Genomic DNA, 25310 nt, shown 5'->3' with positions numbered 1-25310 from the left:
AAAAATTGATGATTAAGAAAATGAGGGTTTTCTTACGCTAAAGGCGGACGAAATAAAGAAGGATGGTAATAGCTCAAAGCACCGGAGCTATGATGTAACGAAGCTGGGGTGATGAAATCTAATGATACAGGTTCAGCCAAAAACGGGCTAACCGGTTGAATAATGGCCGCAAAGGATGGCGTGCCCTGGAATTGCAGCGCACCGGGTTTTGATGGCTGGTCATGCTGGTTATGGTTTAACAGGTCTTTACCGTTTAGCAGATAATCTCCGATGAAATCCAGCACACCTTTTTCGTCCGGTGTGACCACCTTTTCATAATCCTGGTACATACGCGGCAATTCGTTAAGCAGCGAGAAATCACCCAATGGCAAAGCAATGCTGCCAAAGAGCAAATACCCGATCGTCCAAAAAGTCGCGATTCTTTTGAGCATGAGCGTAAATTAACTAATAAATTCTGTAGGAAAACTGAAAAACCGTAAGCCAGGCCAATCCGGCTTACGGTTCAATATAATTGACAATACAATTGTAAGCGGCAGCTTTGAACGGTGAGTGGTCATGATACAAATGCTATTATGAGATCAACCTAAAATTATTACGTAGCGTTCTGGTACCAAACCTCATGGTACTTGTATTATATCGTAAAGCAATATAGTTACTTATGCATACATATTGCTTTAATACGAACATTATTATAAATCATTGCGATTATAACCGCTAAATTAAATCCTTATGAAAAAACTTTTTATAGCTTGTTGGCTGTTCATTTTTGTTGCGCATAATGTTTTTGCACAAAAAGAGCTGTCCCGCAATGAACGTATGAAATGGTGGCGGGAGGCTCGTTTCGGCATGTTTATACATTGGGGCGATTATGCCGGGCTGGCCGGTATGTATAAAGGATACGAGATAGGGCACGGTGGTGAATGGATCATGAACAGGGGCAAGATTCCGATAGCCGAGTACCAGCAGTTTGCAAAAAAATTTAACCCCGTAAAATACAACCCGGATGCCTGGGTAAAACTGGCCAAGGAAGCCGGTATGAAGTATATTGTAATTACAGCTAAACACCACGACGGCTTTGCCATGTTTAAATCAAATGCCAGCAAATGGAATATTGCAGATGCCACCTCTTATGGTAAGGATGTTTTAAAGCCCTTAGCGGCGGCGTGCAAAAAGTATGGCATTAAATTAGGGTTTTACTATTCGCAAGCACAAGACTGGAATAACCCGGGTGGTGCGGCAGCGCGTAAATTAAGCAGCGAAGGTTGGCCGAACCCCGACTCAGCCAAGATTGATGCTTATACCCTTGAACATAATGGCCATTGGGATCCTGCTCAAACTTCGGCAACAATGGCTGATTATATTGATCGGGTTGCTGTTCCGCAGGTAAAAGAGCTGTTAACCAATTATGGTGATATCGCCGTATTTTGGTGGGATACACCTACAAACATGACTGATGAGTTTGCCCAAAAATTGCATGACCTGTTAAAATTACAGCCCAACATTATCACTAACGACCGGCTTAAGCGTCCAAACTTCGCGGGTGATTACAAAACACCAGAGCAAAAAATACCCAACCTGAGCGAGCTTGATGGAAAAGATTGGGAAACCTGCATGACTATGAATGGTACCTGGGGGTATAAAAGCTATGATCATAAATGGAAAACTCCTGAAACGTTAATTCACAACCTCATTGATATCGCATCAAAAGGGGGTAATTACCTGTTAAATATTGGCCCCAATGCCGAAGGCGAATTTCCGCAGGAAAGTATAACCACCTTGAGAAAGATGGGTGAATGGATGGAGGTAAACAGCGAAGCAATATACGCTACCCAGTCAAGTCCACTTCAGCCCTTAAGCTGGGGCAGATGTACCCTTAAACCAAACGTCAAAAATACCACCTTGTATTTCTCTGTGTTTAACTGGCCTTCCGACGGAAAGCTGGTTATTCCCGGTCTCAAAAATGAAGTTTTAAGCGCTAAAATGCTGGCCGGGAATACAGCATTAAAAGCTGCGCTATCAAGTGAAGGCCTGATTATAAATGTCCCCGATAAAGCCAGGGATAGCATTGCTACCGTAATAAAGGTAGAAGTAAAAGGGGAGATAAGCAGGCAGGCTGCTAACCCAACCGGTACAATGAAAACAGGTGCGCTTGATTAACAATTGAAACAAGGATCAACTATGTTTTTAAAAAAATCTTTGATTATCGGATTGCTATTTACGAGCAACCTGCTTAAAGCACAGGTTGTTTTAAAAGCAGACGGAAGTGACGATGCATATCAGCAAATATCTCGTGTATTGGGTGGCGATGCCTGTGAAGTTCCTGATTGTGCCCATCATGTTAAACATATTACAGAAGCGTTTGATAAGCATTTAGGTGAATATGTTTTTGTTTTTCACAGCCATGCTAAAGAAGATAATGATCGCTGCCGGAATTACGACAGGGTGCGGGTAGAAATCAAAACATATGGCCCATCCGCAGCTAAATTAAAGGGAGAGCGGGGTGAAACGGTTATTTACAAATGGAAGTTTAAAATAGACAGCGGTTTTAAAGCGCAGCCAACGTTTACGCATATCCACCAGATAAAAGCGGGTGATGGAGATGCCGGAGTTCCCATTATAACTTTTACACCCCGGTTTGGTGAGCCTGATAAGTTTGAAATAATTCATACAGGTTCGGCAAAAGGAACTTCGCAAGGGGTTTTAGCCGGCGTTAACCTGGTCGATTTTAAAGGCAACTGGGTTGAAGTAACAGAGACGCTTCATTATGATAGCGTTGGAACTTACAATGTTGAGATCAAACGGATTGCAGATAATAAGATACTGCTCAGCTATGTCAATACCAATATTGACCTGTGGCGAAAAGAGACTTCATTTTGCAGGCCGAAATGGGGCGTATACCGGAGCTTGAAAAGCCCTGCTTACATTAGGGACGAAGATGTAATGTTTGCCGACATTTCTATCGGGGAACAAAACTGACAGTTTTTTAACACGTAGTTTTTAGAGCACTTTAAGCTTATGCATGTATGGCTTTTTAAATTATCAAAGAGTTGATACCAGGATTAAAGTCAAACTTATAATATGAATAATTTTATACGGATTTTTTTTTTAGTTCTTTTTTGCCGTTCGGCAATTGTAAACGCGCAAACTGGTAAGGCAATATTGATAAGTACAAATAATGTAAACATGGTGCTTACAATAGGCGCAAATAACAGGATCTATCAGTCATACCTTGGTAAACGGCTTTTAAATAACGAAGAAACCGCCCTGATTCCTGCCGAGAAACATGAAGCCTATATTACAGGCGGAATGGAAGATTTGCTGCAGCCTGCCATCCGTTTAATCCATGATGATCATAATCCTTCGCTTGAGTTGAGGTACGTTAGCCATACTACAAAAAGCATTGACAACAACGTCAGCGAAACATCCATTCAGTTAAAGGACCCTAAATATCCTGTACATGTAGTTTTGCATTACCAGGCCTTTAACAGGGAAGATATTATAAAAGCATGGACAGAAATCAAAAACAATGAAAAAGGAACAATAACCCTTGAAGATTATGCCTCGTGTATGCTTCATCTGGAAGCTAAGGATTATTGGCTTACTCAATTCCATGGCGATTGGGCATCTGAAATGAGAATGCAGGAAAGCAAACTGACCAGTGGCATAAAGGAGATTGACAGTAAATTAGGTACAAGGGCCGATATGTATCAAACTCCCGTGTTTTTTCTTGCGATGAATAAACCGGCAGATGAAACAACCGGCGAACTGATAGCCGGAACGCTGGCCTGGACAGGTAATTTTAAGTTTCATTTTGAGATAGACGAGCGTAATGCTTTAAGGATTATACCAGGCATTAACACTTATGGATCGGCATATGAACTAAAGAACCGTGAAACTTTTACAACTCCGGCCTTTATTTTTACTTATTCGGCCAGCGGAAAGGGGCAGGCCAGTCGTAATTTACATAAATGGGCCCGCAATTATGGTGTACTTGATGGTAATAAACCACGCCTTACTTTGCTCAATAATTGGGAGGCTACACACGTTAATTTTGATGAAAAAGAACTGGTTAATTTATTTGATGATGCCAAAAAGCTGGGTGTCGACCTGTTTTTATTGGATGACGGATGGTTCGGGAACAAATATCCCCGAAATAATGACAAAGCCGGCTTGGGCGATTGGCAGGAAGATAAATCAAAATTGCCCAACGGCATCGCTTATCTCGTAAAACAAGCCGAAGCTAAAGACCTGAAGTTCGGGATTTGGCTTGAACCCGAAATGGTGAATCCCAAAAGCGAATTATATGAGCAGCATCCCGACTGGATCTTGAAATTACCAAACCGCGAAGAAAATTATCAGCGGAATCAATTAGTGCTCGATCTTACCAATCCTAAAGTGGCAGATTATGTTTACCATGTTGTGGATGATATGCTAACCAAAAATCCAGGTCTGGCTTATATTAAATGGGATTGCAACCGCAACATGACCAATGCATGGTCTCCATATTTAAAAGACAAGCAATCTGCGTTATATGTTGATTATACTTTAAGCTTGTATAAAATCCTTGACCGCTTGCGCCAAAAATACCCGCATTTTCCAATTATGTTGTGTGCCGGCGGCGGCGGTCGCACAGATTATGGGGCTTTAAAATACTTCACGGAGTTTTGGCCCAGCGACGATACGGACCCATTAGAACGAGTTTATATACAATGGGGATATAGTAACTTTTTCCCTTCTTTAACCATATCAAGCCATGTTACTTCATGGGGCAAACAATCCATAAAATTTAAAACAGATGTTGCCATGATGGATAAGTTGGGCTATGACATTAAGGTTAGTAAAATGACAGATGACGAACTGGAGTTTAGCAAACAGGCAGTTAAAAACTATAATCGCCTGAGCAATGTCATTTGGTTTGGCGATCTGTACCGCCTTATTTCGCCGTACGAGGAGAACCGTATGGTGGCAATGTATGTAAATGATGAAAAATCAAAATCTGTAGTGTTTAATTATAACCTGAACACACATTATAAAGAAGTGTTTAACCGGGTGCGTTTGCAAGGGTTGAACAGCCACAAATTATACCGGGTAGAAGAGATAAATCTGATGCCTGGCGTCAAATCAAACCTTGCAGAAAACGGCGGTACATTTAGCGGGGACTACCTGATGACAGTAGGGCTTAGTTTAACTCCCGGGAAATTAATACCCTTAAGCAGTATGATAATCGAAATAAACGCCTCAAATTAGAAACATTTCGTAACACTAAGCTGTTACCTGTTGGTTAAACAGGGTACGTACAAGTTAATGCAACACCCGTAATAACAGTAGCGCAAACGTTTGCGTACTTTGTAGTAAATTATCATTTTACTATTAAATTTTATCTCTACTTTAGTTTTACCAATTATAGCCCGACAATGCATAATCGTGACTTTTACAATATGGTTGTTACAGTTTGACATTGATAAGGGTATTAATAAGATAAATAACATTTGGGCTTCTTTTTTTCGATAGGTTAGACGCCTAAAAACAATAAATCGGCCTGTTATAATGTGTATTCGATACACAAAGGTAGTTACAGTGTTATTTACTGTGTTTAATTTTAGTAAACTTAAAGTTTGATGTTTATGCCTGAAGCAATTTCAATGGTGGCATTTCAAAATGGGGATAAGGAAGCTTTCAATCATATTTTTAATATGTTTTATAAGCGGGTGTGTTTTTTTGCTGCAGGAATTGTTAATGAAGATGCTGCTGAAGATCTTGTGCAGGATGCCTTTGTAAAGCTATGGGAACGTCGTTTAAGTTTTGATAGTTTAAATTCAATAAAGGCCTTTTTATACTTAACTACCAAAAACAGCTGCATCAACAGTTATAAGCACCAAAAGGTTGTTGGAAAATTTGAAAGTCGTCAAACTGAAAGCCTTGACGAACCAAACATAATTTACCGCCTTATTGAAGCCGAAGTATTAGAGGAAGTTCAGCAGGCTGTGCAGCAATTACCACAAAGCTATCGTAAAGTAATATATCTTAGCTATTTTGAAGGCTTAAGTAACCAGGAGACTGCCGATTATTTAAATATTTCTATCAATACGGTAAAAACACAAAAAGTACGGAGCCTGCGTATCCTTCGCGAAATTTTAAAGCATTCTCCAACCGCTTTGTTATTACTTATACATAAAGTTTAAGTCCCTTCTTCTCTATAACTCCATTCCCGGGCATTTTCTGCCCCCATAAAAAAATAAAAAAGATCATACCATTGTCACCCGTTTGCTTCCTTTAGTTGTTTGTATGTTATTAAATGGAAAAAAACGAGCGGGACTTTTACGTAGCTGAACTAATCGGCAAACTTTTAAACGGTGATATTTCGCAGGAAGAATACCTATGGTTAAAAGAATGGGTTAATGAAAGTGCCGAAAACAAAGTGCAATTTGAAAAGCTGACAGATGCCGGCTTCCTTGAAAAAAAGCTGGCTTTCTGGGATAACATTGATAACGATAAAGCATGGAATGAGCTGCTGCGGAAATTACCTGAGCCGGAATCAGAGTCAGTTCGCCGTTTTAATTATACATCGTTATTGAAGTATGCAGCCATAGTCATCTTGACCTTAAGTATCTCAATTTTATTATATCTCCGGAATGAAAACCGGGTAAAAGGGAATGATAAATCGCAGATAGCTCAAGCCACCATGATCAAACCCGGCAGTAACAAAGCTATCTTAATTTTAGGCGATGGCCAAAAGTTAGCGCTTAAAAATCATACACAGGTATCTATCAACGAGGATGATGGAACTGCAGTATCTAACAAAAACGAAATATTAGCTTACAAACATGCCGGAAAAGCAAATGCCGGACAGCAGGTAATATATAACACCATTGTCGTTCCACGCGGAGGTGAGTACCAACTGGTATTAGCCGATGGTTCAAAGATCTGGATGAACTCTTCTTCTTCATTACGTTACCCAACTTCATTTTCGGGCAGCGAACGCAAAGTTTACTTAAGTGGGGAGGCGTATTTTGAAGTAGCTAAAAATGCCAGAATGCCTTTCATAGTGAAAACTGACAAAGCAGAAGTAAAGGTGCTTGGAACTCACTTTAATGTGAAAGCTTATAACGATGAAGAGCTTTACAAAACTACGCTTTTAGAAGGAGCAGTTAGCGTACAGTCATCTGCTATGATAAATGAGATTAAACCGGGGCAGCAGGTAATAATTAATGGTCAGGGCCAGCAAAAAATCACGAGCAACATTAATGTTGAAGAAGAGGTAGCCTGGAAAAACGGACTATTCATGTTTACTAAGGCCGATATCAAAGACGTTATGCAACAGGTATCCCGATGGTATGATATTGAAGTGGTGTACGAAGGGAAGGTGCCAGATCTGCAGTTCTCCGGTCAGCTATCGCGCAAGGTTGATTTTTCAGGCTTTACCAATATATTAAAATACGCCGGGTTAAACTTCACTATTAAGGGTAAAACGGTAATTGTAGCAAAGTAACGACAGGGCTAATGTGTGAGAAGATTAGCGCTTAAATATATAACCACTACAACCAATTGTTCACCTAAATTAAAAATGATGAGAAAACAAATACTTATCTCTCCCTAAAAGGAATTCACTCCGCTCGTATTTATAGCCACAGATGTTTATAAATACGATTTTACGAAAAACGAAGATAGTAACCGGGAGTGCTCGTAACACTGCCCGGTAGTATCTGGGTAAACCAATTATCCCTGGAAAGCATAATTGAAATTCAACGTCTAACCCAAACCGTACAAAAGTATGAAATTCATTTCTAAGTCTGTAGCGGGCATGCGGCCTGCTATAACTAAAGTTTTATTGGTTATGAAACTGATTGCCATTATAATGATTACTGTTTTTAGCAGCGTTAGTGCCAAAAGCTTTAGTCAAACAGTTACACTTCATGAAAAAAATGTATCTGTCAAAAAAATTCTCAAATATATTGAAAAACAAAGCGGCTATCATGTAATACTGATAAATGTGAACCCCGAAACAACCCTTGCCGGGACAATAAATATCAATCTTGAACATGCAACGGTTGAAGAGGCACTAAATGAGTGTTTTCGCAATAAACCTATTACTTACACCATTATTCAGGGAACTATTATTATAAAAAAAAAGGAGGAAGAGTTAGCAGCGGAAGTAAAGGAAAGCATTGACATTCATGGTAAGGTAATTGACGAAAAAGGACAGCCGCTGCCTGGTGTTAATGTAAAGGTAAAAGGGGCTACGGTAGGAAGCATTACAGGCGCGCAAGGTGAGTATACCATAAAAGTGCCCGATGGGCAGGCGGTATTAGTTTTCTCCTATGTGAGCTTTGAAACACAGGAAGTAGTAGTAGGCGATAAGAGGGCGATCAATATCACGATGAAAGAAGCTTCAAACAGGCTTAGTGAAGTGATAGTTGTAGGTTATGGAACCCAAAAGAAAGTTGATTTGACAGGTGCCGTTGTTACTGTAACGGGATCGGAACTGAATAAACGAGTGGCTACAGATCCCACTCAATTACTACAGGGAAAACTACCCGGCTTATCCGTTGTACAAGGTTCGGGCGAAGCCGGTAACGAAGGAACTTCTTTACGCATAAGGGGTACGGGTACTTTCAGCAGCGCAGGCAATTCGCCATTCATCATTGTTGATGGTTTGCCGGGGAGTATTACAGCCCTCGATCCGCAAAATATTGAATCGGTAACTGTACTAAAAGATGCAGCTTCGGCATCAATATATGGTACGCGTGCTGCAAACGGAGTTATATTAATAACCACCAAGCAAGGCAAGGAGGGCAAAATGCAGCTCTCTTATGATTATAATCTTGGTATCACAAGAGCTTCTGCATTGCCCAACAACATGATCTACAATTCGGCCCAGTACATGACACTCTGGAACCAGGCCGCAACCAATTCAAATTATCCCAATAAATATAGCGATGCGCAAATCGCACTTTATACTAACCCAACAGATCATACATTATATCCCGATTATAACTGGTTAGATGCCATTTTTAATACAGTTAAGGTGCAAACTCATCATCTGGGTATCACCGGAGGTAGCAATGGCACCACTTATAACGTTGGTTTAGGCTATGTTGATCAGCCTGATGTTATGCTGGGATATTACTATAAAAAATACAATATTCAACTCAACCTCACTTCAAAATTGAACAAGTGGGCAACATTTGGTTCAGCCATTACTTTAAACAGCAGCGAGAGAGGTTACACCTCAAGGGGGAGTCAGGATCAGTTTTTATCTGCTCTGTCACAACAGCCTATGTATGGCCCCATATTACCCGATGGCAGCGGCAGGTATACTAATTCAGTATTCCCCAGTGTTCAAACACCCAACAAAAACCCAATTGCAATTGCCAAAAACGCCATCAACAAACAAAACGATTATTATTTACAAAGCAGTTTTTATTTAAACATTCATTTGTTAAAAGGCCTGGAATGGCGAACTAACGGCGGCTTTAACTTCGATTACAATAAAACTATCGATTTTAAGCCGGTAATTAATCAATACAACTGGTTTGCAAAGCCCGGCGATGCACCTGAACGTACCCTGGATGTAAATGGACAAGGCATTGATGTAACCGATAATAATTCATTTTACCCGGTTGCTTATACACAGTTTACCTATTCACGATCAATTAATAACAATCATAACTTTAAATTACTGGCCGGCACGCAGGTTGAATATAACAAGTCGCAAAACCTGGAAGGGCTCCGTAATTTACCATTTGCATCCAATACATTACAGGAGGTTGATGCCGGGCCCATTGCTTCGCAGCTTACCAACGGCACAAGCAATATTTACTCCTTGCATTCGTACTACGGGCGTTTAAATTATGATTACCAGGAGAAATACCTGTTGGAAGCCAATGCCCCGGTATGATGCATCTTCCCGTTTTCCGGCAAACAACAGGTGGGCATTTTTCCCGTCGGTATCGTTAGGTTGGGCGGCCACGAAAGAAAAATTCCTGCAAAATGTAAACTGGTTAAATAATTTAAAGCTACGCGCGTCATTAGGTAATTTGGGGAACCAGAATATCGGCAACTATCCATACCAGGAAACTTATAATTTCAAAAGCTATTATAATAATAAAACAAGCTATGCTTATCCATTTGTAGGCTCTACCGTAACAAGTGGCGTTATCAATAATTCATTAACCAACCCTAATATCAAATGGGAAACTACAAGGGTATTTGATATCGGTACTGATATTACGGTGTTGAACAACAAACTCAGCTTCTCGTTCGATTGGTATGATAAATTAACATCGGGCATCCTTGAAACAGCCACTACGCTTACGCCGCTTTACTTTGGCCTCAATGCACCCATTATAAACTATGGTAAAATGAAAAACACCGGTATTGAAGCGTCTTTTGAATATAACGACCGCTTTGGTAATGTTGGATTTTCATTCGGCGGAAACATTCAGGCCAATAAAAACACTTTAGTTTCCTATGGGGCCCCGGCCATAAGTACCGGAACAAATACCATTAACCAGGAGGGACAACCTTATGGCAGCTTTTATATGCTTAAGTATGTGGGGATTTTTCAATCGGCAGCAGAAATAGCAGCCTCGCCAACGCAGCAATATAATCCGCAGCCGGGTTATATGAAGTATGCGGATACCAATGGCGACGGAAAGGTTGATGATAGTGACAGGGTAATAGTGCCGGGTGCCTATCCTAAATTTAATTACGCTTTTAACACAAGTGTTAACTGGAATAATTTTGATCTTACGGTGTTCTTTTACGGCTCGTACGGGCAAAAATTATATGTTAACGGTTGGGGGATACAGCCATTTAACCAGGGATCGCCTCCACCTAAAGAGTGGTTAAACGCCTGGACAGCATCTAACCCAAGTACAACCATGCCTATGGTTTATGTTTTGGGCCAGGGAAACATCAGCAGTAATGCCAACACAGCTTCCACATATTATTTAAGAGATGCTTCTTTTTTAAGGTTAAAAAACGTGCAGCTTGGCTATAATTTACCTAAAGATTGGGTTAAGCATCTATTTATGTCGGGCCTGCGGATCTATTTTGCCGGAGATAACCTGGTTACGTTCACCAAGTTTCCCGGTCTTGATCCCGAAAGGATAGTTTCCAACACAAGGTATGTTACACACCCCCAAAACCAGGTTTACTCCTTTGGGGTAAGGGCTACATTTTAACATTTATTATTTGAAACGATCATGAAAACAACGATAAAATATTTGATGCTTTTTTTGACAGCCGTTTTAATGGTGAGTAGCTGTAAAAAAGACCTTTTAAATCAGAACCCTCCGGCAGATATTGCCAGCTCCGTTTACTGGAAAACACAAAATGATGCCGACCTTGCTTTAGCGGGGATCTATAGCTTTTTTATCCAGGGTTTTAACTATACCGCGTCCGGAAATACCGGGCAGGGCTTTGGCGCTGGTACGCCTTATTGGGATAGCCTTAGTGATAACGCGTACAGCAGTGCCTATTCAAATATAGCGCAGGGAGCCATAACGCCGACCGTTGGCGGCCTGCAAACAGACGCATATTCAACTGCCTACAGGGCTATCCAGGCATGTAATACTTTTTTAGATAACGTGCGTAAAATCAATCTGCCATCTGCAACTTTAAACCAATATTTGGCCGAGGTAAGATTTGTAAGGGCGTACTGGTATTTTACGCTTACCCAATTGTATGGCGATGTTGTTTTATCGCTTCATCAGATCACCATAGATCCGACGAATACCCAGATGGGAAGGACACCAAAATCTGTGGTGATTGATACCATTTTAAACGACCTTACCTTTGCCGCAAATAATTTACCCAATACTGCTTATTCCGGCCATGCCGTTAAGGGCACTGCTATGGGCTATATGGTAAAAGTATACCTGGCCAGGTATCAGTACCAGCAGGCTGCTGCTACCGCTAATACCATTATAACCGACGGCAAGTTTCGTATTTATACCGGCGGGTACAGGAATTTATTTTTAAAACCGGGACAAAACGGCAACCCCGAGATCATGTTCTCGGGGCGTTACCAGGTTCCCACGGCTTTTAGCCCGGCAGATTATTTATATACCTACAGCTCAAGTTTCCAGCCTTTAAGTTACCTGGTTAATGATTATGAATGTACCGACGGGCAACCAATCAGTACATCGCCTTTATATAATTCCGCAACACCATATGCTAACCGCGATCCAAGGTTATTGGCTACAATATTAACGCCCGGCGTGTTGTATAAAGGAGGGATCCCTTTTGTCCCGGCGGCTATTGGCGCTTCTGCCGGTTTCCTTAACAAAAAGGGAGTTGATTCCACCCGTGCAACAGTTATAGGCACACAAAGCGATCAGGACTGGGTTTATTTACGCTATGCAGATGTTTTGCTGATGTATGCCGAGGCACAGAACGAGGTTTCCGGCCCTGATGCCAGTGTGTATGCTGCAATTAACGCAGTTCGTACCCGCCCTGGAGTAAATATGCCGCCAATACCCGCCGGACTTTTGCAGGATGATATGCGCATAAGGATCCGCCATGAAAGGCGGATTGAGCTGGCACTTGAAGGACAACGATATTTTGATTTAAAAAGATGGGCTTTGGATAGGGTAATTATACCAACCATCAAAGACCCGAACGCAACACAGCGAACGTTTCCGCTGAGGGATACTATCTGGCCGGTTCCGCAAACAGAAATTGATATTGCCAAAGCAGTGGGCAACACCGCATTTAAACAAACACCGGGCTATTAATCAAGCTGTAAACGATGAAAATTATTAAAAAAATGAGAGTGGCTATAAGTATAGCGCTCTCTTTGATGGCTTGTTCATCAGGCTTGTTTGCTGCCGTTAATGTAGTTGTTTACAGCCCGGATAAGCAGGTCCGAATGGAAGTATTCAACAAACAGGGAACCATATTTTATACAGTCACTTATAAGAGCCAGCCGGTTGTCAATACATCAGCCATGTCGGTCAGTATTGATCAAACGGCATTAACCAACCGGGCCACTATTACAGGAAGCACAACTTACAGCATAAATGAAACCTATCCATGGTATGGCGTGCATTCAAAAGCTGTTAATCATTTTAACGGTGCAAAAATTAAACTATTACATGGCGAAACCGCTTTTGTACTTGATGTAAGGGTATTTAACGACGCGGCTGCTTTTAGCTTTACAATACCAGGAGATAAAGGTGTTATCCACGTACCAGATGAAGCCACCGCGTTTAATATTCCCGCCGGCAGCACCATTTGGTATCATGACCTTAACGGGCATTATGAAGGCGTGCATACCCATAAACTAATTGACTCTGTAAAAAATGGTCAATGGATAGCTCCGCCTGCCACAATTAAGTTACCCGATAACGCAGGATATGCTTCTATTACCGAGGCCGACCTTAAAAACTACTCCGGGATGGCCTTGCTGGCTAATGGGCAAAGTCAATTGATATTGCAATTAGCTCATCATCATCCCATATCTCATCCTTATGAGCTAAGATATAGTAAAGAAGATATTGATAGGGTTTTAAAGCCTGCGGCAATTAGCGGAACCATCACCACACCCTGGCGTGTGATCATGATCGGTGCGGATCTAAATGCAATGGTTAATTGTGATGCCGTACACGATTTATGCCCTCCGCCCGATAAAAAATATTTTCCTGAAGGAGTCAATACTTCGTGGGTAAAGCCGGGACGGGCAGTATGGCAATATTTGGATGGCGCTGCCGACAAATCGGCGGCCGGCATGAAAGAGTATTCGAGTCTGGCAGCCGGGTTAGGTTTTGAGCACAATATACTGGAAGGGTTTTGGGAAAAATGGAGTGACGACGAGATCAGGGACCTGGTTAATTATTCGCAGCAAAAGGGGGTGAGTATTTGGGTTTGGATGCACTCTAAGGATTTGCGCGATTCAAGCATCAGGCACGCGCGTTTTAAGCGTTGCCATGATCTGGGAATAGCAGGTTTAAAGATTGACTTTTTTGATAATGAAGCAAAAGAGACAGTTGATTTATATCAGGCAATTTTAACAGAGACTGCACAGCTGCATTTACTGGTCGACTTTCACGGATCAAATAAGCCTACCGGGCAATCGCGTACATGGCCCAATGAGCTTACCCGGGAAGCTGTTAAAGGTATGGAATCAAGTAAGCTGGAAGACAGGGCAACACACAGCACAACGCTGCCATTTACCCGTTTTTTAGCAGGCCCGGCAGAATACACACCGGTACATTTTGGCGACCGCCGTAAAAACACTACCTGGACTAATCAGATAGCCAGCGCGGTTATTTTAAGTGCACCTCTATTAACCTATGCTGCCAATCCTAAAAATCTGCTGGCAAATCCCGGCGCCGACATTATTAAAAGTATCCCGTCAACGTGGGACGAAACGATTGTGTTGCCGTCATCGGCCATTGGCGAGCTGGCAGTTTTTGCCCGGCGAAAAGGCCATACCTGGTTTTTGGCCGTCATGAACGGAACTCAGCCCAGAAACATAAAAATACCGCTCAGCTTCCTCAGCTCACCTGCTAAATGCACCGATATTCATGATAATCCGGAGAGTTCTGCAACATTGAAAATAGAGCGCTCCGTTGCAAAGCCAACCGATGTACTGTCATTAAGTTTAGGTGTGGGCGGCGGATATGTGGCGAGGTTTAACAAATAATAGCATTCAATAAAAGCCGATACAAAATTATATGAGAAGGATTAAAGGATACATTATACTACTGGTATTTAATTTACTGGGAAGGCCTACTATAATGGCGCAGACTAAGACCGTTACTTTAGACTATTTTTTTAATAATGAATACCGTAAGAATTCCGCAGGTACTTTAGAACGGTATCATTATACCTGGGAGGATCAGAGGAGCAGCGGTTACTCTATTTGGGGAGATGTTTTTAAAAAGAATGGGGCCCTTCTTAAGAGCCTTGAAAGTAAACCGGACGCCCAAAATTTGACTGGGACAGATATTTATATAATAGTTGACCCTGATACCAAAAAGGAAACGGCTAACCCTAATTATATTGAAGCCAGGCATATTAAAGCTATTACCGACTGGGTTAAACGTGGTGGGATACTGGTATTAATGGCGAATGACAGTGCAAACGCCGAATTGCCACACCTCAACAAGCTGGCCGAAAAATTTGGAATTCACTTTAATGATGATTTGTACAAGCACGTTATTGGTACTCAGTTTGAAATGGGCGCTATCACAATTCCGGCAAATGATCCCTTATTTAAAACGGCAAAAAAAATTTATCTCAAAGATATTTCCACACTAAAATTATCGCCCCCGGCGGCGCCATTATTAACTGATAGCTCCCGTGTAATTATAGGTATGGCCAAATACGGGGCAGGTACAGTAATTGCTGTCGGCGATCCCTGGCTGTATAACGAATATACCAACGGACGGCTACCCGCAGCCATGGATTTTGATAACGATAAAGCGGCCGATGATCTGAGCAAATGGCTGATAGATCAAATACCGGCAAAGAAATAAAGGAAACCAGTTTATCCGGATTGAATTCCGGTTTTATAATCCTAAACCGATTATACACATCAATAATTTAAGTCACTTTGAGTTTTAAGTAATGCTTTCAGAAATTGAATTAATCATGTTAATTAAGGCCGGAGATATAAATGCCTTTGATGAGTTTTATAAACGTAATTGGAGGGCCTTGTATCATAGTGCTTATCGTTCAACGGGTTCATCGGACGATGCAAAAGACCTTGTGCAAACTGTTTTTATTAGTTTATGGAATTGCAGGTATAGCCTGCAGCCAGAAAGGTATAATGCCTCTTATCTTTTCAGAAGTTTAAGAAACAGCATCATTAATTTTCATAAAAAGGATTCGGTCAGAAAAAGAGGCATGGATAGCTTGCTGTACCTGGAAGATACAGATCAATATAACCACGAGGATAGCTTAATAGCAAAAGAACTTTCAGCAACGATTGAAGGAGGGATCAGGGAATTGCCCAAAAAAATGCAGGAGGTTTTTATTTTATCGCGGCAGCAAAACTTATCCGTCAATGAAATTTCGGAAACCCTTAATATTACCCCTCGTACGGTCAAGAATCAACTCTCCAACGCATTAAAAATATTACGGACAAAGCTGGGGATTTTTTGAAATGCCCTTTAATAACATGGTTGTTTTCTATTGATCATGAATAGCAGCATTTAATAAAAAATGCAAAATACATCTGGTACCAAAACCAGCTGACCTTGTATATATGGTACAAAGCCAAAAAGACTGCTATAAGCGGTTGAGATAAACTTAAAAAACATTCATAATGATAAAATGGCGCAAGCCCGGTCCAGGTTTTGGGCCCGGAGATGATCATCTTCAGGACGAAAAAGCTATGCGGGCTATAGAGAAGGAAATGCTTCATAACATCCATAAAGAAATTTATGGGAAATGGCATTTTATAAAAACATCGGCCGCCAAATATGCCATTGCCGCCTCATTGGTTTTGATGTGTAGTTCAGCGCTTTTTTACTTTAAATTATCGGTTAAAGATAAAGCAGCTATGATGGCCGTAACCGCAAAAAAAGGCAATCTCAAAACAATAACCCTTCCCGATGGATCAACGGTATGGTTAAACTCGGGTTCAACCATAAAATTCCCCGAACGCTTTGGAAAAACGAGAGAGGTACAGCTTATTAACGGCGAAGCTTACTTTGATGTAAAGCATGATAGCACTTCACCTTTTATTGTTCATTATGGCCGCTTATACGCCCAGGTATTAGGTACTGCATTCAATGTAAAGTTTTACAAAAACATCAGTGACGTAAGGCTAACAGTTACCAGGGGGCGTGTTGCTGTCGGTAACAAAACTGAAACCTTTGGCTTGCTTACACCAGATAAAGAAATGGTTTACGACCAGGAAAAGGCCACCCACCAAATCAGGACAATTGATGCCGAAAAGGTAGCAGCCTGGAAATCAAGCGAGGTCAATTTGTACGGTGTTTCATTTAATGAACTGGTAATGCGGCTGGAAAACACTTATGGTGTTCACATTAACTATAATCATAAAGAGAATGATCATTTGATAACAACTATTCATTTTTCAAATAATAATACACTATCCTATGTTCTTGACATCATTAAAACCATCCACCATTTAGATTATGTTTTGAAAGGAAAGGAGGTTTATCTGGCAAAAAACGAAAACAGTTAAACCCAAAAAGCCAGTACCCCCGAAGCCGGGCTGCAGGGGCATTGGCAGAGAGTGCAGATATAAATTATTGGCAGGTTCCAAGCTAATCCAATAATTCATATAGTTTTTTAGAATAAAAACCTCGTAAAGATGAAAAAAAAATCAACTAAATTTTTTAATTTTTTCATGAAGGTATCGACGATTGTTATGGTCAGCTCACTGGTATTTTGCCATGTTTTGCTTGCCAAACATGCAACGAGCCAGATCTCGGATTCCCCCGTGAAAATCGTATTTGGTAATGAAACGTTGCAAAGCTCAATTGATAAGCTCGAAAAGCAAACCAATATTAAATTTTCTTATAACCCGGTTGAACTAAGCGGTTACAAAATTGCACCGCGTAAATTCAAAGATGAAGCGTTGGGTAAAATCCTGAATTATTTATTCGCTAAAACCCGTTTGTCATTTAAAGAGATAAATACCGGAATTGTAATTTACGATAAATCAGCTTCCGCCAAACCAAGTGTACTAACCAACAAAACCAATGAGCAAAATATTGAAGCTGCCGATATTACAGTAACAGGTAAAGTAACCGATTCAAATGGCGCCCTGCCGGGTGTTTCGGTGAGTATAGAAGGCGGTGGAAGAGGGGTGATCACCGACCCCAAGGGTGAGTATACCATTAAGGTGCCTGCCAATGCTACGCTGATATTTTCTTCCGTTGGATACAAAACACAAAAGATTGCCGTAAACAATCAAACAAGCATCAACGTAACCATGACGGGCGATCTGAAGTCGTTAAGTGATGTTATTGTGGTTGGCTATGGGGTTCAGAAAAAGTCCGACGTAACAGGTTCAATCGTTTCAGTTAGTGAGCAATCGTTGCGTGATGTTCCGGCCGCTAACCTTGGCCAGGCTTTACAGGGGCAGGCCGCTGGTGTGGATATCCAGAAAAGCGGTGGTAACAGCCACCCTGGTGCGTCCCCCTCTATTTTAATCCGTGGAAACAGATCTATAAATGCTTCAAACTCACCACTTATCGTAGTTGATGGGATCCCCTTTAACGGAAGTTTGAATGACATCAATCCTGATGACATAACTTCATTAGAGGTATTAAAAGATGCTTCTTCTACTGCTATTTATGGTTCAAGAGGTGCAAATGGTGTTTTATTGGTTTCTACACGCCGTGGTAAAAAGGGTGGTACAGCAATAACTTATAGTGCTTATGCTGGTTTCAATAAGCCGCTGGGGCAGTATAATATTATGAACGGCCCTCAGTTTGAAGACCTCAAAAAATGGGGGCTATATAACGGCAATGCCGGTAAATATACCGGCATTGATGATCCCGCGTTTTTAACCGATGGCTCGTTTGCCCCGCAAGAGGTGGCTTCTATAAAAAGCGGGCGCAGTACCGACTGGCAAAAACTGATCTATAAAAATGGCTTTGTAACAGACCATCAGTTGGGCGTTGCAGGTGGGAACGAACTTACCCAGTATGCCATATCCGGTGGGTACTATAATGAAACAGGCATCTATTTCGGCCAGTCATTTGTTCGTTATTCTGTTAAGCTGAGTGTTGATCAGCAATTGGGTAAATATGTAAAGGTTGGTTTAAGCAGCTTAAATACCTTAAGCTATACCAACGGTGAAAACGCGAACCCGCTTGGTCAGGCTTTAAGGGCAAGCCCGCTTTCAACACCATACGATGATGCTACCGGTAAATTAGTAGGTTTTACAGCGGGTAGTGCCAACCAGGTATGGAACCCGCTTGCAAATTTTGTTCCGGGCGCCGCAGTTGAAACCCGTAAAAGGTTCGGGACTTTTACAACAGCGTACCTCGAAGCTAACCTTGCACCCGGCTTAAAATACAGGTTTAATGGCGGTGCCGAAATAAGGCCTGATATTTACGGCAACTACTACGCCAGCGCTACTACCAATAACCTGGGTGGCGCATCAACAGCAAATAACCAAAGTACTTACAGCTATAATTATACGCTTGAAAATATATTGACTTACGATAAAGTATTTGCGCAAAAGCACCATGTGAATTTTACAGGCCTTTACAGTTTACAGGAAAGCCAGTCGCAGTCAAATTCATTTAGCTACAACAATATCCTGTCGGATGGTATCCAGTATTTTAATCCACAGTACGGCGCAAATTTAAGCGGCTCCGGATCATATTCTAAGTGGGATATCATCTCGTACATGGCTAGGGTAAACTATGGTTATGCCAATAAATACCTGCTTACCTTAACCATGCGTTCAGACGGGTCATCGCGCCTGGCGCCGGGTAATAAATATCATGTATTCCCATCGGCAGCACTTGCATGGAATGTTACCAAGGAGCCGTTTTTGATGAACTCAAACGTACTGTCAAACCTTAAATTAAGAGCGAGCTATGGTACAGTTGGTAATACAGCTATCAATCCTTACCAAACTTTGGGCGCTTTATCATCTGTTAACTATAACTTTGGTTCTACCAACCTTACAGGTGCTTATCCAACCAATGTTCCTAATCCAAATCTAACATGGGAGTATACTTCTACATTAAATGCGGGCGTTGATTTCGGACTTTTCCAGGGACGGGTTGCGGGTACGGTTGAAGCCTACCATCAGTATACCAGGTCGTTACTGTTACCATTATCATTGCCGCCAACCTCGGGTATACCAAACAGTATTTTAACTAATGTGGGCCAAACGCAAAATAAAGGGATTGAAGTAAGCATAAGCACCATCAATTTACCCGGTAACGGCAGGAACAGCGTTAGCTGGAGCACCAATTTTAACATCGCATTTAACAGGGGTAAAGTAACCAAATTAGCGAGCGGGGTTACCCAGGATATCACAAACGGTTTGTTTGTGGGGCAGCCTATCAATGCCATATTTGATTATAAAAAAATTGGCATCTGGCAAAATACAGCTGCCGATACTGCCCAGGCTAAAAGCTTAGGTCTTACAACCACCGGTACAGGTTCTGTGATTGGCACTATCAGGGTAGAGGATGTAAATAAAGATGGAAAGATCAGCGCCGCCGACAGGATTGTACTTGGGTCAGATCAGCCAACTTATACCGGCGGTTTTACCAACCGCATAGGGTATAAAGGATTTGATTTTACGGTAGTGGCCGCTTATAGGGTGGGGGGACTAATCACTTCCAAAATGTTCCAGAGCGGAAGTTTCATTAACACCTTCCAGGGTAATTATAATAACCTGAATGAGGATTACTGGACACCAACCAATCATCAGAATTACTATCCTAAACCCAATTCTGCTTCAACCAATACGCCTTATTCATCCACTTTAAGTTATTTTGACGGTACCTTTTTAAAAATCAGGAGCCTGACCTTAGGCTATAATATGCCCGAATCGATAACCAGGCGTATCAGTGCACGGTCGCTAAGAATATATGCTACGGCGCAAAATCCATTTATTCTTTTTTCTCCGTATCGTAATACTTATCATGGTTTGGACCCGGAAACAGCCGGAAGCTTAAACGTTGATACGCCTCCTACAAAGTCATTTACATTCGGTATTAACATGACACTTTAAATTTAAATAAGATGAAAAGGATATCTATATATTTATACACCTGTTTGTTTTTAGGTCTTACAACTACAGCTTGTAAAAAAACACTGATAGAAGCCCCGAAATCAACGCTTACCCCTGCTTTTTTTACAACAAGCCAGGGCTTTCAGGCAGGTCTCACTGCAGCCTATGCAGGTTTCAGAACCATTTGGGGGCCGGATACCTATTTTGAATTAACCGTACCCGGCACCGACGAATTTATTGCCGGTAACGATGGAAACAACGGCCTGGTAAAATATAACAGCAACTTTAATACTGCAGATGGTACCGTTGCCACCATCTGGAAAAACTGCTACACCTATATCAATACCTGTAATGGCTTGATTGGTAATGTTCCTACCGGTATTGACGCCACAACAGCAGCAAGCATGGTTGGTGAAGCAAAGTTTTTGCGGGCAAATTATTACTTTATATTAGTTCAGTTTTGGGGCGATGTTACTTTAAATAAAACATTTCAGTCGGTACCTACTACTTCGGCTAACAGGGACAAAATGGCCGATGTATATAACTTCATTGTTCAGGACCTGAAAGATGCTATTTCGGTTCTGCCTGCAAGTCCTTTAACCAATGGTGTACAACCCGGCAGGGCTACAAAAGCCGCTGCAATGCACATGCTTGCAAAAGTATATTTAACAAGGGCAGGCTCATCGGCTAAACAGGCAGATGACTATAAAAATGCCTATGCAACAGCAATCGATCTTATAACAAACGTTGCACCGGCCGGAGGTATTAAATTGCAGCAGGATTTCGGGAAAGTATTTGCTGAGGGCAATGAAACTAACAGTGAAATACTTTGGACTGTACAACACACTACTACATTGGCCTACAACGGTTCCGCTACCCAAAACAACAGTGGCCCTGATAACTTGCTGTGCCACTTATTTGTACCTAAGTATGAAGTGCAGCCCGGCATGCAGCGCAGTACCCTTTACGGGCGCCCATATATCCGAGTGGTGCCTACACATTGGCTTACTGATACTGTATTTAGCGAAAGGGTTAATGATCAGCGTTATAATAAAACGTTTCAAACCATGTGGTTATGCAACAATGCAGCTTCAATACCTACGTGGTCTAATCCGTTGCCAGCCGGTGCGCCTGTTGGTGCTCAGCCCGGAGCACCTAAATTTACAGTAGGTGACACCGCTATCTGGATGCCTGGTAAAGCTATGACTTCGGCACAGATTGCCGGTTATCGTTACCAGGTTATTCCGCCTGCCAAATACAGCATTGCGTTGTCGCCAGCTATGATTAAGTATTTTGATACTAAACGGCCCGATCAAAATTCGCCCTCAAGCAGGCCGATAATCATATATCGCCTGGCCGAAACGTATTTAATTGCTGCCGAAGCATTATTTATGGATGGCCGTGCCGGTGACGCAGTGCCATATATTAATGCCATTCGTGAAAGGGCTGCTTACCCTTCAGGCAACGCAGCAGCAATGGATATCACTGTAGATAAACTTTCGCTGGATTTCATTTTGGATGAGCGCTCAAGAGAATTGTGCGGTGAACTTGTACGCTGGCTTGACCTTGCAAGGACAGGGAAGCTGCTGGAAAGGGTAAAACTGCATAATACGGATGGTAAAGCTAATATTAAACCATTTCATGTGCTTCGCCCAATCCCGCAAACACAAATCGATGCAACAATTACAGGTACTCCATATCCGCAAAATCCGGGTTGGTAAACCGGAAGTAGGTAAGGCGTACATAACGTAAAGCGACAAAAAATACTATGAAAAACCACTATACTATACTTCGTATTCTTTTGATTTTTCTTTTGCCATTCTGCTTCATTCAAGCTCAGGCAAATGATAGTACATCGCCTGAAACATCCCCATATAATGTAAAGTTATATGGGGCAAAAGGCGACGGTAAATCAATTGATACACAAAATATCAATAAAGCAATTGAGGCTGCAGCAGCCGCCGGCGGCGGAACAGTTTATTTTCCGGCAGGGAATTATTTAAGCGGTTCTATTCACCTTAAAAGTGGCATCAGCCTATATATCGATCAGGGGGCAACTATCATTGCGGCTCCCATTGAAGCCGCATCAGGCTATGATGAACCCGAAGCCAAAACAGATAATAATTACCAGGATTTCGGACACAGACACTGGCATAACAGCCTGATCTGGGGCGAAAACCTGCATGATATATCCATATTAGGTCCGGGTACAATTTGGGGTAAAGACCTGATGCGGAGCAACAAGGGTGAAGATGATAAGCGCCCCAACAAAACGATCAGTCTTTATTTGTGCCGTAACGTAATTATCAGGGATATTTCAATACTGCATGGCGGTTGGTTCGGGATCTTGGCTACAGGGATAGACAATTTTACTATTGATAATGTAAAAATGGATACTAACCGCGATGGTATGGATATTGACTGCTGCCGCAACGTACGTATCTCAAACTGCAGTATCAACTCGCCTTATGACGATGGTATCTGTCTTAAAAGTACCTATGGGCTTGGATTTGCCAGGGCTACCGAAAATGTTACCATTACCAACTGCCAGGTGAGCGGCTACGATGAAGGTTCATTTTTGGCCGGCACTTTTACCCGCAATGAAAAAAAATATTCTGACGGTAATCCCACCGGCCGCATAAAAATAGGTACCGAATCAAACGGTGGTTTTAAGAATGTTACCATCTCCAACTGCGTGTTTGATTACTGCCGTGGCCTGGCCCTGGAAACTGTCGATGGTGCACTTTTAGAGGATGTTACCATCACCAACATCACCATGCGGGATATTGTTAACGCGCCAATTTTTGTAAGGTTGGGCGCTCGTATGCGCGGACCGGAAAGTGCACCTGTAGGGGCGCTTAGGCGTGTGATCATTAGTAATGTGGTATGCTATAATGCCGATAATAAGCATGGGGCAATTATAAGCGGGATCCCAGGGCATGATATAGAAGACCTGCGGTTGAGTAATATCAGGATCTATTATAAAGGCGGGGGCACCAAAGAGCAATCCATGCGTGAGGTACCCGGTTTAGAAAAAGAATATCCAGAACCCTATCGCTTTGGCACTATGCCTTCTTACGGCTTCTTTATCCGCAATGTTAAAGATTTAAAAATGAACGATGTGGAAGTTAGCTATATCGCAGATGATTTCCGCCCCGCGTTTATTCTTGATCATGTAAACGGTGCAGATTTTCAGCATATCAAAGCGCAAAAGACAGCGAGCTCGGCGACGTTTGTTTTAAATGAAGTAAAGGACTTTAACATTTATAACAGCCGCCCGGTAGCGGATACTAAACTGGCCAACGCAAATAAAAAAGAATTATAGTAAATCAACAGCATGAAAAGTATACTTTTTAAATGGGCAACAATTCTTACGATCCTGCCGGTGAGCCTAATGCTTTATGCCCTGAAGCCAGTAACAGAAGTGGTGCCCGACGCCGATAACGCGGGCTTAAAATTACCTTTAGGTTTCGGTGCCCTGAAAGTTGCCGAAACCGGTGCAAAGGCCCGGCATTTAGTAGTTACACCGCAGAGCGATATTTATGTAAAGCTGGCCAAACCCAATAAAGAGGGGAAGGGGATTTTAGTATTTCATGAAGCGCCCAATGGTAAGGCCGAACTTAAATCGGGCTTTGGTACTTATGGCGGCACCGAGGTTTATTTAAAGAACGGGTACCTGTATGCATCATCAAATACCGAGGTGTTCAGGTATAAGGTGAATGATAAAAACGAAGTGATCAACCCCGATCAGCCCGAAAAAATAATTACCGGGTTAAAGGCAGGCCGTCAGCATGAAACCAAATCATTTGCGCTGGATAACGACGGCAATATTTATGTAAACATAGGCGCCTGGTTCAACTCCTGCCAGGAAAAGGACCGCGGCCTGCATTCACCCGGCATAGCGGGATGCCCGATACTGGATTCGATGGGAGGGGTATGGCAGTTTAAAACTGATAAATTAAATCAAACCTATGGCGATGGTGTACGGTATGCTACCGGCTTAAGAAATATGGTAGGTATGGACTGGAATCAGCAGAATAATCAGCTTTTTGTAATGCAGCATGGCAGGGATAACCTGAATAGCTCATGGCCCGAACTGTATACCACCAAACAATCAGCCGAGTTACCTGCCGAGTGTATGTATGCCCTTAAAAAAGGCGATAACGCAGGCTGGCCATACATGTATTACGATCAGATCCAACATAAAAAGATCCTGGCCCCGGAATATGGCGGCGACGGAAAAAAAGAGGCCGATGCTAAGTTTCTTGACCCTGCCGTCGCCTATCCCGGCCATATGGCCCCTAATGGTTTGTTGTTTTATACCGGAAACCAATTCCCGGCGAAATATAAAAACGGTGCTTTTATCGCTTTTCATGGCTCCTGGAACAGGGCACCTGAACCGCAGGCCGGGTACTTCGTTGTTTTTCAGCCATTTAAAAATGGTAAACCTGATGGTGCCTGGGAAGTATTTGCTGATGGCTTTTCAGGCTCGCCAGAGAAAACTGCGGCCGGGCGCGCAGACCATCGTCCTTGCGGACTTGCCCAGGGTGCGGATGGTTCATTATATGTTACAGATGATTCAAAAGGTACCATATACCGTATTATCTATCTTAAAAAATAA

The 25310-nt window shown here is 42.1% G+C and carries 17 protein-coding genes; 16 read left to right on the top strand and 1 reads right to left on the bottom strand.

Features of this window, described 5'->3' with window-relative positions; all coding sequences use genetic code 11:
- Window positions 1-32: 32 nt before the first annotated feature.
- A complete protein-coding gene (locus tag BLP33_RS06555; protein WP_139159944.1) occupies window positions 33-431 on the bottom strand; it encodes a hypothetical protein in 399 nt (132 codons plus the stop codon).
- A 298-nt stretch (window positions 432-729) separates the two neighbouring features.
- On the opposite strand from BLP33_RS06555, the gene BLP33_RS06550 reads away from it, so the two are divergent.
- From BLP33_RS06550 to BLP33_RS06475, 16 genes are all read left to right on the top strand, one after another.
- Window positions 730-2157 (top strand): alpha-L-fucosidase, encoded by a 1428-nt coding sequence (locus BLP33_RS06550; RefSeq protein ID WP_090525904.1) that lies wholly within the window; start codon window positions 730-732, stop codon window positions 2155-2157.
- 21 nt (window positions 2158-2178) lie between these two features.
- Window positions 2179-2976 (top strand): hypothetical protein, encoded by a 798-nt coding sequence (locus tag BLP33_RS06545; RefSeq protein ID WP_090525903.1) that lies wholly within the window; start codon window positions 2179-2181, stop codon window positions 2974-2976.
- A 207-nt stretch (window positions 2977-3183) separates the two neighbouring features.
- Window positions 3184-5247: an alpha-galactosidase gene (locus BLP33_RS06540; RefSeq protein ID WP_254780074.1), complete on the top strand. Its 2064-nt coding sequence runs from the start codon at window positions 3184-3186 to the stop codon at window positions 5245-5247.
- A gap of 377 nt (window positions 5248-5624) precedes the next feature.
- Entirely contained in the window at window positions 5625-6182 is a 558-nt protein-coding gene (locus tag BLP33_RS06535) for an RNA polymerase sigma-70 factor (protein WP_175489950.1), read from the top strand.
- A 113-nt stretch (window positions 6183-6295) separates the two neighbouring features.
- Window positions 6296-7489 (top strand): FecR family protein, encoded by a 1194-nt coding sequence (locus BLP33_RS06530; protein ID WP_090525900.1) that lies wholly within the window; start codon window positions 6296-6298, stop codon window positions 7487-7489.
- A gap of 282 nt (window positions 7490-7771) precedes the next feature.
- Window positions 7772-9898, top strand: coding sequence for a SusC/RagA family TonB-linked outer membrane protein (locus tag BLP33_RS06525; protein WP_090525899.1), 2127 nt, complete (start codon window positions 7772-7774; stop codon window positions 9896-9898).
- On the top strand, window positions 9852-11186 hold the full coding sequence (locus tag BLP33_RS06520) for a SusC/RagA family TonB-linked outer membrane protein (protein ID WP_090525898.1): 1335 nt from the start codon (window positions 9852-9854) through the stop codon (window positions 11184-11186). Before BLP33_RS06525 ends, BLP33_RS06520 begins: the two co-directional genes overlap by 47 nt.
- Before the next feature lie 21 nt (window positions 11187-11207).
- A complete protein-coding gene (locus tag BLP33_RS06515; protein ID WP_090525897.1) occupies window positions 11208-12740 on the top strand; it encodes a RagB/SusD family nutrient uptake outer membrane protein in 1533 nt (510 codons plus the stop codon).
- A 14-nt stretch (window positions 12741-12754) separates the two neighbouring features.
- Window positions 12755-14650 carry a glycoside hydrolase family 97 protein gene (locus BLP33_RS06510; RefSeq protein WP_254780073.1) on the top strand — a complete coding sequence of 632 codons (1896 nt, stop codon included), beginning with the start codon at window positions 12755-12757 and terminating at the stop codon, window positions 14648-14650.
- A gap of 31 nt (window positions 14651-14681) precedes the next feature.
- Window positions 14682-15485: a DUF4350 domain-containing protein gene (locus BLP33_RS06505; protein ID WP_254780072.1), complete on the top strand. Its 804-nt coding sequence runs from the start codon at window positions 14682-14684 to the stop codon at window positions 15483-15485.
- Window positions 15486-15600: 115 nt separating this feature from the next.
- Window positions 15601-16113 carry an RNA polymerase sigma factor gene (locus tag BLP33_RS06500; RefSeq protein ID WP_175489949.1) on the top strand — a complete coding sequence of 171 codons (513 nt, stop codon included), beginning with the start codon at window positions 15601-15603 and terminating at the stop codon, window positions 16111-16113.
- A gap of 163 nt (window positions 16114-16276) precedes the next feature.
- Window positions 16277-17164, top strand: coding sequence for a FecR family protein (locus BLP33_RS06495; protein WP_090525894.1), 888 nt, complete (start codon window positions 16277-16279; stop codon window positions 17162-17164).
- A gap of 129 nt (window positions 17165-17293) precedes the next feature.
- The gene (locus BLP33_RS06490; RefSeq protein WP_254780071.1) at window positions 17294-20689 is read left to right on the top strand and encodes a SusC/RagA family TonB-linked outer membrane protein; all 3396 of its coding nucleotides are present in this window, start codon (window positions 17294-17296) and stop codon (window positions 20687-20689) included.
- Window positions 20690-20700: 11 nt separating this feature from the next.
- Window positions 20701-22410 carry a RagB/SusD family nutrient uptake outer membrane protein gene (locus BLP33_RS06485; RefSeq protein WP_090525893.1) on the top strand — a complete coding sequence of 570 codons (1710 nt, stop codon included), beginning with the start codon at window positions 20701-20703 and terminating at the stop codon, window positions 22408-22410.
- Between the two features lie 47 nt (window positions 22411-22457).
- A complete protein-coding gene (locus tag BLP33_RS06480; RefSeq protein ID WP_090525892.1) occupies window positions 22458-24014 on the top strand; it encodes a rhamnogalacturonidase in 1557 nt (518 codons plus the stop codon).
- 12 nt (window positions 24015-24026) lie between these two features.
- On the top strand, window positions 24027-25310 hold the full coding sequence (locus BLP33_RS06475; RefSeq protein ID WP_090525891.1) for a PQQ-dependent sugar dehydrogenase: 1284 nt from the start codon (window positions 24027-24029) through the stop codon (window positions 25308-25310).

The organism is Mucilaginibacter sp. NFR10 (assembly GCF_900100445.1).
Taxonomy (GTDB): domain Bacteria; phylum Bacteroidota; class Bacteroidia; order Sphingobacteriales; family Sphingobacteriaceae; genus Mucilaginibacter; species Mucilaginibacter rubeus.
Note: the sequence above shows the minus strand (reverse complement) of the source record. Positions and strands in the feature narration are given on the sequence as shown.

Coding starts and splice junctions, on each gene's coding strand:
- BLP33_RS06555 (WP_139159944.1), bottom strand. CDS start 431: ATGCTCAAAAGAATCGCGACTTTTTGGACGATCGGGTATTTGCTCTTT.
- BLP33_RS06550 (WP_090525904.1), top strand. CDS start 730: ATGAAAAAACTTTTTATAGCTTGTTGGCTGTTCATTTTTGTTGCGCAT.
- BLP33_RS06545 (WP_090525903.1), top strand. CDS start 2,179: ATGTTTTTAAAAAAATCTTTGATTATCGGATTGCTATTTACGAGCAAC.
- BLP33_RS06540 (WP_254780074.1), top strand. CDS start 3,184: ATGGTGCTTACAATAGGCGCAAATAACAGGATCTATCAGTCATACCTT.
- BLP33_RS06535 (WP_175489950.1), top strand. CDS start 5,625: ATGCCTGAAGCAATTTCAATGGTGGCATTTCAAAATGGGGATAAGGAA.
- BLP33_RS06530 (WP_090525900.1), top strand. CDS start 6,296: ATGGAAAAAAACGAGCGGGACTTTTACGTAGCTGAACTAATCGGCAAA.
- BLP33_RS06525 (WP_090525899.1), top strand. CDS start 7,772: ATGAAATTCATTTCTAAGTCTGTAGCGGGCATGCGGCCTGCTATAACT.
- BLP33_RS06520 (WP_090525898.1), top strand. CDS start 9,852: ATGATTACCAGGAGAAATACCTGTTGGAAGCCAATGCCCCGGTATGAT.
- BLP33_RS06515 (WP_090525897.1), top strand. CDS start 11,208: ATGAAAACAACGATAAAATATTTGATGCTTTTTTTGACAGCCGTTTTA.
- BLP33_RS06510 (WP_254780073.1), top strand. CDS start 12,755: ATGAAAATTATTAAAAAAATGAGAGTGGCTATAAGTATAGCGCTCTCT.
- BLP33_RS06505 (WP_254780072.1), top strand. CDS start 14,682: ATGAGAAGGATTAAAGGATACATTATACTACTGGTATTTAATTTACTG.
- BLP33_RS06500 (WP_175489949.1), top strand. CDS start 15,601: ATGTTAATTAAGGCCGGAGATATAAATGCCTTTGATGAGTTTTATAAA.
- BLP33_RS06495 (WP_090525894.1), top strand. CDS start 16,277: ATGATAAAATGGCGCAAGCCCGGTCCAGGTTTTGGGCCCGGAGATGAT.
- BLP33_RS06490 (WP_254780071.1), top strand. CDS start 17,294: ATGAAAAAAAAATCAACTAAATTTTTTAATTTTTTCATGAAGGTATCG.
- BLP33_RS06485 (WP_090525893.1), top strand. CDS start 20,701: ATGAAAAGGATATCTATATATTTATACACCTGTTTGTTTTTAGGTCTT.
- BLP33_RS06480 (WP_090525892.1), top strand. CDS start 22,458: ATGAAAAACCACTATACTATACTTCGTATTCTTTTGATTTTTCTTTTG.
- BLP33_RS06475 (WP_090525891.1), top strand. CDS start 24,027: ATGAAAAGTATACTTTTTAAATGGGCAACAATTCTTACGATCCTGCCG.